Source organism: Sphingomonas sp. NPDC079357 (assembly GCF_044901155.1).
Lineage (GTDB): Bacteria > Pseudomonadota > Alphaproteobacteria > Sphingomonadales > Sphingomonadaceae > Sphingomonas.
This window is the reverse complement of sequence record NZ_JBJDOM010000008.1, coordinates 37,415-50,116: the sequence shown is the minus strand read 5'-3', so window position 1 is coordinate 50,116 and position 12,702 is coordinate 37,415. Positions and strand designations below refer to the sequence as shown.

Genomic DNA, 12,702 nt, shown 5'->3' with positions numbered 1-12,702 from the left:
GGCCCCGCCCCGCCAACTGTCCGTGGACGTTCCGACGTTGCAACACTTGCGCAGGTGATGCGCTTGCTGTTCCGCATCCAGCAGCAGCAAGGAGCCATGCGTGACGAAGATTGCCGTCGTTCAGCCCACGACCGGGATCGATCCTACACAGAATGCCGCCACTTTGATTGCGGCGGTTGCGGAGGCGGGCCGTGCCGGGGCTGCGATGGTCTTCACGCCGGAAATGTCGGGGCTGCTCGACCGCGACCGCGCACGTGCTGCCGCGGCGATCATGCGCGAGGGTGACGATCGTGTCTTGGTGGCGGTGCGCGAGGCCGCGGCGCGCGCAGGCGTATGGGTGCACCTGGGGTCGCTGGCGTTGCGACGGCCGGACGGGCGGCTCGCCAATCGTAGCTTTGTGATCGACGCCATCGGCAACATTCGCGCGCGCTACGACAAGATGCACCTGTTCGACGTCGACCTCCCTACGGGAGAGAGCTGGCGCGAGTCGGCGACTTATGCTGCAGGCGAACGGCCAGTGGTGGTCGGCACCCCGCTCGGGCCGATGGGCCTGTCCATCTGTTACGACATGCGTTTTCCCGATCTCTACCGGGCGCTGACCGACGCTGGCGCGCAAATTTTGTCAGTGCCGGCCAGTTTCACGCGGCCGACCGGTGCGGCGCATTGGCACGTCCTGCTGCGTGCCCGCGCGATCGAGGCGGGGGTCTACCTCGTTGCCGCCGCGCAGACCGGCGTCCACGAGGATGGGCGCGCCACCTACGGCCACTCGCTGGTCGTCGATCCATGGGGCGAGGTGCTGCTCGATATGGGAGAGGCGCCGGGTATCGGCTATGCCGAGATCGATGCCGCTCGCGTGCAGGAAGTGCGCAGCCGCGTGCCGGCGCTCCAGCATCGTCGGGTCGTCACTGCCCCGATCAAGATCGCGTGAACGCTTGCGGGGCTGGGCACTTGCTGCTAGGGCCGGTGTGTTCGGCGCGAGCCTCGCTCGCCGCCGCATTACCTGTTTGATCCGGAGTTGAAGGTTCCAATGCAGATCATCGTTCGCGACAACAATGTTGACCAAGCCCTTCGCGCGCTCAAGAAGAAGCTGCAGCGTGAGGGCGTGTATCGCGAAATGAAGCTGCGCCGCCACTACGAGAAGCCCTCGGAGAAGCGTGCGCGCGAGCGTGCGGCGGCAGTGCGTCGTGCGCGCAAGCTGGAGCGCAAGCGCGCGGAGCGTGACGGCGCGCGGTAAGACGCTGCGTCGGACGTGGTGCAGCCCGGTGCGGCGCCACGTCCACTCCGTATCTGCTAGCGCGTCGCCGCGGCGACGCGTGCAAGCCTGAGGTTGCCCGCTGATGTCGACTGTCACCGCCGTTCCAATCCCTCCTGTCCGGCGCGCCTATGTGCTTTGGCTGGTGGCGGGATTGCTGATCGCTCTGGTGGCAGGCGTGGCGCTGGCGCGTGCCGGCAGCACCGGCATCATGACGACTCCGTCGGGGCTGCGCTATCAAGTGCTGAAGGCGGGGGACACCAAGGCGGCGTCACCGACCAACACCGATATCGCACTCATCAATTATGAGGGACGGCTGGTCGACGGCACCGTGTTCGACAAGTCGCAGCAGCCGACGCCGCTGCCGGTCGCAGGCGTCGTCCCGGGCTTCTCTGAAGGCCTGAAGCTGATGCACAAGGGCGCGAAATACCGATTCTGGATTAAGCCAGAACTCGGCTATGGCGAGCGGGCCAATGGTCCTATTCCTGCGAATTCAACACTTGTCTTTGACGTTGAACTGCAGGACTTCCTGCCCGAGGCGACCGTCCGCCAGCTGCAAATGCAGCAGAGCATGATGGGCGGTATGCCGGGGATGGGCGGCCCGGGCGGCGCACCGGGTGTCCCCACGGGGCCGGCGCCCGGTGGGCGTTGATACGGGGTTCCTCCGGGAACAGGTGAGGGCGACCTGCGGGTCGCCCTTTTCGTTTGTATGTCAGTTGGGCGCCATTCGAGGAACACCGAGGGTGAATGCTGATCCGCGCGGCGCGGGGGCGGCCGGGACGGCATGGAGCACGTTCGTCATTGCACGGTAGCGAGGCAACCCGCTGTGCCTATCTCGGCCCTAGATTGCTTCACTGGATTGGCAATGACCATCGCGGCGGCCGAGGTGGTCTCCTCGAGATCGGAAAGAGGCTGACAGGCTCGCGACAAAGCCTTTCTTCCGGCGTTCAGACCCGCTCCGCCGGCCGCTGTCTCCTGAACAAGTCGGAAGGCACGCTCGGGTGGAGCCTAGGCCCCTAGGCAAAGGGCCGCTCGATGCGCTGCCCACCCCGCTCAAAGGAGCTTCGTTGCCGTGGGCGAGGGCGTCGCGACCGGCTCCTCGCGACGTCGAATTCCGTCGAGGCCGCTAGGACCGCGGAGAACGGGGCCGCCGGTCGACGTCGCTACCGGCACGACTTGGCGCCGCATGCACAAGCCCGGCCCCGTGCGCGGAAACTCGCGGCAATTCCATAGCTCGCGCTCCAGCCCCGCACCTTGGTCGCGCAGATAGCTGAACGACATGCCCGCCATTTGCGCGGGGGTCATCGCGGTGCCGTCCGGCAGCATCGTCCGGTCGGTCCAGCCAAGGAACTTGCACTTAGGCCGCGTCCCGCATGCCGTTTTGGCAAGCGCGGGGTAATTCTCCGGCGCGCCGTCCGGCAGGAGCGCCGTGAAGCTGTCGGGCTCGCCCGGTACCGTATTGGTGGCCAACGGGCTGGCGATCGCTGCACCCGGCGTGGCAGCGGCGATCGCTGTTGCGGCTTCCGCCAGCGCATCGCCAAGGCGATGAACCGGCGAGATATTCCCGAGCACGGCGATCACCGGTTCGTCGCTAGATACGGTGCGGCGGAAGGCGGCGGGCGTGCCCCACCAGCCGGTCCAACGGAAGAAGAGATGGGTATGCACTTCGGCCAGCTTGTCGAGGCTCGCGCTCCAATACGGCACCACCCAGTCGGTGTGGTAATGCGTGGCGTAGCCGACTTTGGCGAAGACCGCGCCGTTCAGGGCCTTGATCGCCACCTGGCGGGCGCGCTCCCATGCCGGTTCGGATGGATGCCGCGCCAGCGCGCCATCGCAGGCGAAGGTGAACTGGCAACCGGTGGTGCGTTCCTGCCCCTGGAACACCACGCCACAGATCGTCTTCGGAAACGCTGGATGACGCAGCCGGTTGAGCACCACCTGCACGACCGCCTGCTGCCCGACCGGATCGTCACCAGCCTCGTACCACGCCGCCGCGGCGAGGCAATCGGTGGCGCGCGCGCGCTGCATGTCGTTACCCGCGAACAGGAAAGGGCGGGCAGCGGGGCGGGGGCCGCGCACGAACGGGATCGACGCGTTAAAGACCCGCGCATCCTCAGGGGTCAGATCCTGAAGCTCGACGGGCTCAACCACCGGGACTTCGGTCGCAGCGACCACCCGCTGTGGTCGCTTCACCTTCGCCGCGATCGCGCGCGGCACCTCGGGTGCCCGACCTGCTACAATCGCGGGCACCACGAGCGACGACGCTGCGATCCCGCCGAGGATCGCGCGCAACCTCCAGCTCAGATCGGACAGGTCAGTTCTCCGGCAGGAAATCCGGCACCGACAGATATCGCTCACCGGTGTCGTAGTTGAATCCGAGCACGCGCACGTCATCGGGAAGGTCGGGCAGCTTCTGCAGGATCGCTGCCAGCGTGGCGCCCGAGGAAATGCCGACCAGCAGCCCCTCTTCGCGGGCCGAACGCCGCGCCATGTCCTTGGCCACTGCCGCGTCGACTTCGATCACGCCGTCCAGCGCCTGCGTGTGCAGGTTCGCCGGAATGAAACCAGCGCCGATACCCTGGATCGGATGCGGCCCGGCCTGACCGCCGCCAATAACCGGCGAAGCCTTAGGTTCGACCGCGAATACCTTCAGGTTTGGCCATTCCTTCTTCAATACTTCGGCAACGGCGGTGATGTGCCCGCCGGTGCCAACACCGGTGACGATGACATCGATTGGCGCATCGCGGAAATCGTTGAGAATTTCCTGTGCGGTGGTGCGAACGTGCACGTCGATATTCGCCGGGTTCTCGAATTGTTGCGGCATCCATGCGCCCGGGGTCTGTTCAACCAGTTCCAGCGCACGCTCGATCGCGCCTTTCATGCCCTTCTCGCGCGGCGTCAGATCGAACTCCGCGCCGTAAGCCAGCATCAGGCGGCGACGCTCAAGGCTCATGCTCTCGGGCATGACGAGCACCAGCTTGTAGCCCTTGACCGCAGCGACCATCGCCAGCCCGATCCCGGTATTGCCGCTGGTCGGCTCGATGATCGTGCCGCCCGGCTGGAGCGCGCCGGCTGCCTCGGCTGCCTCGATCATCGCCAATGCGATACGATCCTTGATCGAGCCACCGGGGTTCGCCCGTTCCGACTTGATCCACACCTCGGAGCCGGGAAACAGCTTGTTGATGCGGATGTGCGGCGTGTTGCCGATCGTCTCGAGGACGTTCTGGGCCTTCATGGCTGCGCTACTCCATGTTGTGGTTCGGTTTCGATCATGTCGGGCGGATCAAAGGTCCGCGCGCGGCGGAGTTCCGGGAAAAGCCGCGACCACAGCAAGGTTACGGCGATCGCACCGACCCCGCCGACCACGACCGCGCCGACCGGGCCGAGCAAGGAAGCCATCAGCCCGCTTTCCGCCTCGCCCAGTTCGTTCGAGGCGGAAATGGTGAGCTGCGACACTGCACTCACGCGACCGCGCATCGCATCCGGGGTATGAAGCTGGATCAATGAGGTGCGGACGTAGACCGACACCATGTCCGCGCCCCCCGCGACGATCAGTGCGATCAGGCTGATGACGAAATCGACATGGATCGCGCCGCCCAAGCCCACCTGCGTGATGCCGAGCAGCTCGGTCATCTGCGTCGCGACGCCGAAGGTGAGGATGGCGAGCCCAAAGACGATGACAGCGGTGAGCATCTTCACGCCGACGTTCGAGGTCATCGGGCGGAACGAAAACCATATGGCGGTTGTCCCGGCGCCAATCCCCATCCCGGCGGCGAGGAAACCCAGCCCGCTGGCACCCACATGGAGGATGTCCCGTGCATAGATCGGTAGCAGCGCGGTCGCGCCGGCGAGCAGGACCGCGAAGAGATCGAGGGTGATCGCCGCCAAAACTAGCCGGTTACGGCGGACATAGGAGAAGCCGTCGAGAATGCGCTGGATCGGGTGGCGATCCTTCTGTGCGGGTGGTTGCGGCACCTTGCCGATCAGGAACATCGTGCCGAGCGCCAGCGCCAGCAGCGCGGAGATCACACCATAAGCGACATCGGGATGGATCGCGTAAAGCAGCCCGCCGATGCTCGGTCCAGCCACCGTTCCGAACTGCCACGCGATTGACGAGACCGCGATCGCGGTCGGGAGGCTTTCCTTCGGAACCAGGTTCGGAGCCAGCGCCGAATAGGCGGGTCCGGAAAAGGCGCGGGCGATCCCGATCAGCACTGCTGCGCAGAACAGGAACGGCAACGAAAGATTACCCGACCACGTCAACAGACCCAAGGTCGCAGCGTTGACGACCAGCAAGGCGGTCGTCCCGCGCACGATCCAGCGCCGGTCGACGCTGTCCGCCACCAGCCCGACAACCGGGGTTAAAAGGAAAAGCGGGATAAACTGCACCAGCCCGATCATGCCCAGCATGAAGGCGGCTTCGCGGATGTCCATCGTCTCGCGCGCGATGCCGTACACCTGCCACCCGATGATGATCGCCTGCGCGCTGACTGCAATCGTACCCGCAAAACGCGACAGCCAATAAGCTCGGAAATTGGCGATCCGCAGCGGATGCTGCGGGGCAGGCGAGGGGTCCGGCGCGCTCATCAACGCCCGACTAGACCGCCCCCCAATCCCTTGCAAGTCGGTGGGGTTTGCAGTCTGTGCCGTGGCATGGCTATAGGCCGCTACGTCTTCCAGAAAACGAGGTAGTGTCCATCGTGGCAAAAGCCCCAGCACGCAGCGAAGCACCGGCTGCCGACCCGCAGAAAACGAATCGCGAGCGTCCCGCCGAGCCGCGGCCCTATGAAGCGAGCAAGGACGAACTCCTCAAATTCTACGAGGACATGCTGCTGATCCGCCGCTTCGAGGAAAAGGCCGGGCAGTTGTATGGCCTCGGCCTGATCGGCGGCTTCTGCCACCTGTACATCGGGCAGGAAGCGGTCGCGGTCGGGCTGCAGTCGGCGCTGACCGAGAAGGACTCGGTCATCACCGGTTATCGCGACCACGGCCACATGCTGTTGTGCGGCATCCCGCCCAAGGACGTCATGGCGGAGCTGACCGGGCGTCAGGCCGGCATCTCGAAGGGCAAGGGCGGCTCGATGCACATGTTCAGCGTCGAGCATAAGTTCTACGGCGGCCACGGCATCGTCGGCGCGCAGGTGTCGCTCGGGGCCGGGCTGGCGTTCAGCCACAAGTACAACAACGATGGTGGCGTGTGCCTTGCCTATTTCGGGGACGGCGCGGCTAACCAGGGTCAGGTGTACGAGAGCTTCAACATGGCTGAGCTGTGGAAGCTTCCGATCATCTTCGTGATCGAGAACAATCAATATGCGATGGGCACCAGCGTCAATCGCGCTTCGGCCGAGGATCAGCTGTATCGCCGCGGCGAGAGCTTCCGCATCCCCGGCATTCAGGTCGACGGCATGGACGTTCTGGCGTCGCGCGGGGCGGCCGAGGAAGCGCTGGCTTGGGTGCGTGCCGGCAAGGGCCCGATCATCCTCGAGATGAAAACCTACCGCTATCGCGGCCACTCGATGTCCGATCCGGCCAAGTATCGCTCGCGCGACGAGGTGCAGGCGGTGCGTGACAAATCCGACCCGATCGAGCACGTCAAGAAGCTGCTGACCGAGGGCCACGGGGTCAAGGAAGAGGACTTCAAGGCCGTCGAGCAGCGCATCCGCAAGCAGGTGGCCGAATCGGCCGATTTCGCCGAAAGCACGCCGGAGCCGGATCCGGCCGAACTGTATACCGATATTCTGGTGGAGAAGTATTGAGATGGCGATCGACATCAAGATGCCGGCGCTGTCGCCCACTATGGAAGAAGGCACGCTCGCCAAGTGGCTCGTCAAGGAAGGCGACACGGTGAAGTCCGGCGACATCATGGCCGAGATCGAGACCGACAAGGCGACGATGGAGTTCGAGGCGGTCGACGAAGGCACCGTCGCGAAGATCCTCGTTGCCGAGGGGACCGACGGTGTGAAGGTCGGCACGGTCATCATGCAGCTCGCCGGTGAGGGCGAGGAAGCCGGTGCCGCGACCAAGGATGATTCGCCCGCAGCGAATGCGCCGGCCGATGAGAAGAAGGCCGACACGGTCGAGGACTCCGCGCACCCGGCGCAGGAGAAAGTCGACACCGGCGCGCGCCAGCTGTTCGAGGCGGCTTCGCACAAGGCCGAGGTCAAGGATCCCGCGATCCCGGCCGGCACCGAAATGGTGAAGGTCACCGTCCGCGAAGCATTGCGCGACGCGATGGCCGAGGAAATGCGCGCCGACGAGCGCGTTTTCGTGATGGGCGAGGAAGTCGCGCAATATCAGGGCGCGTACAAGGTCACGCAGGGTCTGCTCGACGAGTTCGGCGACAAGCGCGTCATCGACACGCCGATCACCGAATACGGCTTTGCCGGTGTCGGCACGGGCGCAGCGATGGGCGGGCTGAAGCCGATCGTCGAGTTCATGACCTTCAACTTCGCGATGCAGGCAATCGACCACATCATTAACTCGGCCGCCAAGACCAACTACATGTCGGGCGGACAGATGCGTTGCCCGATCGTGTTCCGCGGTCCAAACGGCGCGGCAAGTCGCGTGGGCGCGCAGCACTCGCAGAATTACGGCCCGTGGTACGCCTCTGTGCCGGGTCTGATCGTGATTGCGCCCTATGACGCCGCCGATGCCAAGGGTCTGCTTAAGGCCGCGATCCGCAGCCAGGACCCGGTCGTGTTCCTCGAAAACGAGCTACTCTACGGTCGTTCGTTCGAGATCCCGAAGCTCGATGACTGGGTGCTCCCGATCGGCAAGGCCCGCATCATGCGCGAGGGCAAGGACGTGACGATCGTCAGCTATTCGATCGGCGTCGGGCTGGCGCTCGAAGCCGCCGAGACGCTGGCAGGCGAGGGGATCGAGGCGGAGGTCGTCGACCTGCGCACGCTGCGTCCGCTCGACAAGCAGACCGTGCTGACGTCGCTCGCCAAGACCAACCGGCTGGTGGTGGTGGAGGAAGGCTGGCCGACCTGCTCGATCGCCTCGGAAATCGCCGCGATTGCGATGGAGGAAGGCTTTGACGACCTCGACGCGCCGGTGCTGCGCGTCACCAACGAGGACGTGCCGTTGCCTTATGCCGCCAATCTCGAGAAGTTGGCGCTTATCTCGACCGACAAGATCGTCGCGACGGTCAAGAAGGTCTGCTATCGCGGTTGAACGAACCCGAGCCTCTCCGCCGCCGGTCAGGTGGCGGAGAGGTGGGCGGCATCGCATAGCCGCCGCTTGGCGTCAGACATGTTGGTAGTGTTCGTCAACACCTGCGACGAACGATCGCGCACGGTGAAGGACTGGATCGACGACATCTCTCGCGCCGGCATGAAGCCGGTTCCGACGATCGGTCGATAGGTATAGCGAAGCTCGGCGAAGATCAGCGCCGAATTGTCGACCGGCTTAACCTTGTTCGCTGCCGGGCCCATCCCTGCCGCCAGAGTCGCATCGCTCCCGCCCGCACCCTCAAGGCCGTACGAAGACGTGACGTTTTTCGCTCCGAAGCAGCGTTGCCACGTGATCTTGTAGCCGGCTTGCGTGCCGGTCAGCCCGTTGCTCTCCATCGTCGACACGATCACTCGCCCTTGACCGCCGAAGTCGATGGCTCGCCCCGCAAAGGCGACACCGGTCATCACCTCATCGACCTGCGCCTCGTCGATGCTGCCACGATAACGCGCCACGTTATCCGACACCATCATAGCCAATTGGTTCAGCCGCAGCGTCACGACGGCGAGGTTTGCAAGCTCGATTCCGACCAGCGCTACCGGTAGCAGGAAGATGAGCGACAGCGCGAACTCGATCATCGCCACACCCGAGCGATCCCGAACCAGCCTCCTTCGGAAGTGCCGCATCCTGCGCGCATTGCTCACGAGCAGCGGACCCGAATTTGCTGGTCGCCGTACGGTTGGTTGCGGATCAGCGTGCGTGCATCGACGACCGTGAACGGCCCAAGCCCGATTGCGGTCGCCAGCGGGAACAGCCGTGGTACCTTGATCAGCACGTCATAATAGATGACGTCGTCGGCACTACCCAGATCGTCACCCCCGCCGAATACGGGATCATAGCGACCGTTGTTGTTGCGATCTTCGTAGCAGTCGGTCGAGTTATACTCCCCGACCGGTGCAGTGTCCGCAACAATGCGTTCGCCTTTGCCGATCGACGCAAAATTGGTGTAGCTGAGCGGCGTCACCGTCACTGCCGTCGGATCGTCCCTGCTGTCTTTCGGAAGGATCGTGCGGACTTCCGAGCGGATGACGGCGACGACCTGATCCTTGCTGACACTGCCAACAGTAGCCTTTCGTGCGGCGCGCTCCAGCGCGCCGTTGGTCAATGCGCTGAGATAGATCTGGTAGCCGAGGTCTAGCCCGCCCATGATCAGCGCGAGAAATGGCAGCGCCACAAGGCCGAACTCGACCAGCGTGGCACCTTCTGTCGCGCGCGCGAGCGTGCGGAGCAATCGCGCTTGTTGCCTCATGATGTCAGCCGCAATCCGCCGATCGTCTGCGCGATTTTGGCAAACGTCCGTCGCAGGGCAGCTGTGTCCGTGGCGACCGCCCAATGGTCGGGGTCAGTCGCACATTCCTTCAGCTCGCGTGACAACCCGGAGCTGCCGAACCCGACGATCCAGATAATGAAGCCTCGCTTCTTCATCTCGTTACAGATGATCTGGGTTCGGCGGAGATGGCTGGCCTGCAGGCGATTCCGATCTGCGGTGGCAGGTGCAACGGCATTATCCTGCTGCACATCGTCCATCAGCTCGTTAACGCCCCACGCATCCGCAATGTAGGTGCTCGTATCCAACTGACCATCGGTCATAAATACGATATGTCGCGACACTTGGTAGCCACCGGGCGCAACCACATCGGAATTCGTGGCGCTGTAAATTCCAGCGGGCGCCAGAAACCGCGCCCCCCAAATCAGGCCGATGTCATGATAGGTCTGCCCTGAGGCAAAAAGCGTGTCGACATAAGCATTTAGACTGGCGGAACTTTTGGACGTCGAGTTGTAGTCGGTTGCATATTGCTGAAGCGGACTGGCTTCCTGTGGGCAGCTATAGCCGACGGCAGACAGTAGCCCGTTGCTGTCAGTGGATTTCTGATATTGAAGCTGTGACAGGGCTGGTTTCCAGCGTGTGGCGGCGCTGCTTGGCTTCAGGTCAATCTGAAGATCATAAGCATTCAAGGGTACCTCAAGCGACGAGGTCGCAGTTATATCCTGAACCGTGCTCGCCTCTCGGATGCAACCATTCCACGCGAAGGAAGGGGGCGCGTAGTCTTTTGGATTTTCCGGATTTGACTGAAAATACGCCGGATTGGCCACTTTGTCGATTGTTCGAACCCATGGACTTACGTCTTGCGATAGGTTGATCCACCTCCAACTGACTTCATAACAGTTGGACTGCCAGGCGTTGCTGCACGCCGTCCTGACAGCAGTGCCCCGGCGGGATGGAAAATTAACATTTTCCACTCCTATGCCACCCGCGATGTAGGCGGGGTTGAGCCGGTACAGGATTCGCCCGACATTCACGTTCGAAGAATAAGGCATGAATCCGTAGCGAATCCGGCCGGCACCCGTTGGCGCGCCCGGCCCGAGGGCGGCGTAGAAGTCTTTCACTGCCTGCTTCAGCCCGTCGATCTTGCTCAAGGTCCATCGGTTCGGCGAACCACCCGATGGTGTCGAGGACATCGATCCGGTCGTATCCAGTACGAACATCACATCGGTGTTCGGGATGTTCAGCTCAGCTTGGCAGGTCGTGCTCACCGGAATGCTGCCGAAGCCGAACATGCGCATCAACGTCGTCGGCATCGACAGCGACGCGCGGCCCACCACGACGCCATCTGCCCCCTTTTCGTAGACGGCATTGATCTGCTCGGCGGCATAAGTGCCCGTCGGAAAGTTAAACCGGAAAAATTCACTGGCCTTCGCCTTTTCCGTATCGGTCAGCCGGGTGACGTTCGACATCGCCTTTCGCCCGGCGAGCGCGCCCGCGTCACATGCCTGTTGCAGCCGCGTGAAGGCCATGTAGGTGCGGCTGGAGTCGATCGCGCCGCCGATCATCGCCAGCAACGGGATAAGGGCGAACACCGCCATGATCGCCACATTCCCGGCGACGTTGCGCAATAATCGGGGCAAAACACGCGATAGGGTAAACGGCACGCGCGTCTCTCGTCATGTCGGTCGGCGAAGGGGCAGCCATGCGGCACGAATGGGTAAGGGTTGCTGAATCGGGATGGTTACTTCGTCATTGACCAACGTGGTTGAAGATCCTGAGCGAGCGTTGGCGGTGACCTACGCCACGGCAGCGCACCGCCCCGCGCTGGCGGCGCTTCTTGGCCTCGATGACCGGCTCGCCTCCATCCTGCGAACGACCCGCGAGCCGATCGTCGGGCAGATGCGGCTGACGTGGTGGCACGAGGCATTATCGGCGCTCGACACCGCGCCTCCGCCTGCCGAGCCGGTGCTGCAGGCGCTCGCCCGCGATGTCGTGCCAAAGGTGCCGGGCCAAAGGCTCGCGTCGCTTGTCGAGGGGTGGGAGGCATTGCTGGAGCCCGCGCTGGACAAGGATGCGATGCGCGCTCATGGCCTGCATCGCGGCGGCGGCCTGTTCGCGGCGATGGCGACCATCGTCGGGATCGAGGATCCTGCCATCGCGGCCACGGGCGAAGGCTGGGCGCTGGCCGATCTCGCAATGCACCTCGACGCAGCCGATAAGGCCGAACAGGCGCAGGCCATGGCGCGCGAGGCGTTCGCTCGTACCGCTGGCTTCCACTGGCCCAGCCCGGCGCGCGCAATCGGTGCCATCGCTCGGAGCACGAGGCTTGATCTCGCCATGGCACCCAGACCGCGGGGCCACCCCGCGCGAGCCGCGCGCCTGTTATGGTTTCGGGTCAGTGGACGCTGACCACCGTCTTGCACCCGACACGCCGCGCGCTAGCGTGCCGACGATCGCAGCGGGGGGCATGGGAGCATGTGGCGGTATCTGGTCGGCGGTGTAGCAGCATTGTCGCTGGTGGGTGCGGGGTGGCTGATCTTCAACGGCGACGCGCACCCGGACGCGCTGCCAGCCCGCGCCGCTCTGGCCAGCCCGACCGTTGCAAGCGGGCAGGATGAGGCGTCATTAAAGTCCCTGCCAGAGGCTCCGGCACGCAGTCGCGAGCAAAAGCGGTTCGATCGCTATGACAAGGATCGCAACGGACGGATCACGCGCGAGGAATATCTTGCACCGCGTCGCAAGGCGTTCGCCAAGCTCGATACCAATGGCGATGGTCGCCTGACCTTCGACGAATGGGCAATCAAGACCACCGCACGGTTCGCCGACGCCGACCACGATCGTTCCGGCGCAATGGACTCCACGGAATTTGCTACCACCGCTCCGAAACGCAAGGCGCCGCGCCCGACCTGCCGATGCGAGGAACCGGCGAAGCAGGACGATTGACGCCGAG

The 12,702-nt window shown here is 64.1% G+C and carries 13 protein-coding genes; 7 read left to right on the top strand and 6 right to left on the bottom strand.

What is annotated here, in order from left to right; all coding sequences use genetic code 11:
- Nucleotides 1-100 precede the first annotated feature (100 nt).
- The 3 genes from ACI2JO_RS17505 to ACI2JO_RS17495 all read left to right on the top strand — a co-directional run bounded on the left by ACI2JO_RS17505 (nt 101) and on the right by ACI2JO_RS17495 (nt 1,904).
- Nucleotides 101-928, top strand: a complete 828-nt coding sequence (locus tag ACI2JO_RS17505) for a carbon-nitrogen hydrolase family protein (protein ID WP_404721891.1) — start codon at nt 101-103, stop codon at nt 926-928.
- A 99-nt stretch (nt 929-1,027) separates the two neighbouring features.
- The gene (rpsU, locus tag ACI2JO_RS17500) at nt 1,028-1,234 is read left to right on the top strand and encodes a 30S ribosomal protein S21 (RefSeq protein WP_007404630.1); all 207 of its coding nucleotides are present in this window, start codon (nt 1,028-1,030) and stop codon (nt 1,232-1,234) included.
- A gap of 103 nt (nt 1,235-1,337) precedes the next feature.
- Nucleotides 1,338-1,904: an FKBP-type peptidyl-prolyl cis-trans isomerase gene (locus ACI2JO_RS17495; RefSeq protein WP_404721890.1), complete on the top strand. Its 567-nt coding sequence runs from the start codon at nt 1,338-1,340 to the stop codon at nt 1,902-1,904.
- Nucleotides 1,905-2,305: 401 nt separating this feature from the next.
- On the opposite strand, the gene ACI2JO_RS17490 is transcribed toward ACI2JO_RS17495, so the two are convergent.
- Genes ACI2JO_RS17490 through ACI2JO_RS17480 form a run of 3 tightly spaced genes read right to left on the bottom strand, consistent with a single transcriptional unit; the run spans nt 2,306 to nt 5,839 of the window.
- Entirely contained in the window at nt 2,306-3,544 is a 1,239-nt protein-coding gene (locus ACI2JO_RS17490; RefSeq protein WP_404721889.1) for a cell wall hydrolase, read from the bottom strand.
- A 22-nt stretch (nt 3,545-3,566) separates the two neighbouring features.
- Nucleotides 3,567-4,487, bottom strand: coding sequence for a cysteine synthase A (cysK, locus tag ACI2JO_RS17485; RefSeq protein WP_404721888.1), 921 nt, complete (start codon nt 4,485-4,487; stop codon nt 3,567-3,569).
- Entirely contained in the window at nt 4,484-5,839 is a 1,356-nt protein-coding gene (locus tag ACI2JO_RS17480) for an MFS transporter (RefSeq protein WP_404721887.1), read from the bottom strand. The genes cysK and ACI2JO_RS17480 overlap by 4 nt, the downstream gene beginning before the upstream one ends.
- A 113-nt stretch (nt 5,840-5,952) precedes the next feature.
- Here ACI2JO_RS17480 and pdhA point away from each other — a divergent pair, with 113 nt between their 5' ends.
- Both pdhA and ACI2JO_RS17470 read left to right on the top strand, forming a co-directional pair.
- Nucleotides 5,953-7,008 (top strand): pyruvate dehydrogenase (acetyl-transferring) E1 component subunit alpha, encoded by a 1,056-nt coding sequence (pdhA, locus tag ACI2JO_RS17475; RefSeq protein WP_184032355.1) that lies wholly within the window; start codon nt 5,953-5,955, stop codon nt 7,006-7,008.
- A 1-nt stretch (nt 7,009) separates the two neighbouring features.
- A complete protein-coding gene (locus ACI2JO_RS17470) occupies nt 7,010-8,428 on the top strand; it encodes a pyruvate dehydrogenase complex E1 component subunit beta (RefSeq protein ID WP_404721886.1) in 1,419 nt (472 codons plus the stop codon).
- A gap of 26 nt (nt 8,429-8,454) precedes the next feature.
- On the opposite strand, the gene ACI2JO_RS17465 is transcribed toward ACI2JO_RS17470, so the two are convergent.
- The 3 genes from ACI2JO_RS17465 to ACI2JO_RS17455 form a co-directional block, all read right to left on the bottom strand.
- A complete protein-coding gene (locus tag ACI2JO_RS17465) occupies nt 8,455-9,063 on the bottom strand; it encodes a pilus assembly protein (RefSeq protein ID WP_404721885.1) in 609 nt (202 codons plus the stop codon).
- Nucleotides 9,064-9,125: 62 nt separating this feature from the next.
- Nucleotides 9,126-9,734 carry a TadE/TadG family type IV pilus assembly protein gene (locus tag ACI2JO_RS17460; RefSeq protein WP_404721884.1) on the bottom strand — a complete coding sequence of 203 codons (609 nt, stop codon included), beginning with the start codon at nt 9,732-9,734 and terminating at the stop codon, nt 9,126-9,128.
- Nucleotides 9,731-11,359: a TadE/TadG family protein gene (locus ACI2JO_RS17455; RefSeq protein WP_404721956.1), complete on the bottom strand. Its 1,629-nt coding sequence runs from the start codon at nt 11,357-11,359 to the stop codon at nt 9,731-9,733. The genes ACI2JO_RS17460 and ACI2JO_RS17455 overlap by 4 nt, the downstream gene beginning before the upstream one ends.
- A gap of 130 nt (nt 11,360-11,489) precedes the next feature.
- Between ACI2JO_RS17455 and ACI2JO_RS17450 the strand changes: the two genes are divergently transcribed.
- Complete coding sequence (locus ACI2JO_RS17450) at nt 11,490-12,161, top strand: squalene/phytoene synthase family protein (RefSeq protein ID WP_404721883.1); 672 nt, start codon at nt 11,490-11,492, stop codon at nt 12,159-12,161.
- A 66-nt stretch (nt 12,162-12,227) separates the two neighbouring features.
- Nucleotides 12,228-12,695 carry an EF-hand domain-containing protein gene (locus ACI2JO_RS17445; protein WP_404721882.1) on the top strand — a complete coding sequence of 156 codons (468 nt, stop codon included), beginning with the start codon at nt 12,228-12,230 and terminating at the stop codon, nt 12,693-12,695.
- Nucleotides 12,696-12,702: the final 7 nt, after the last annotated feature.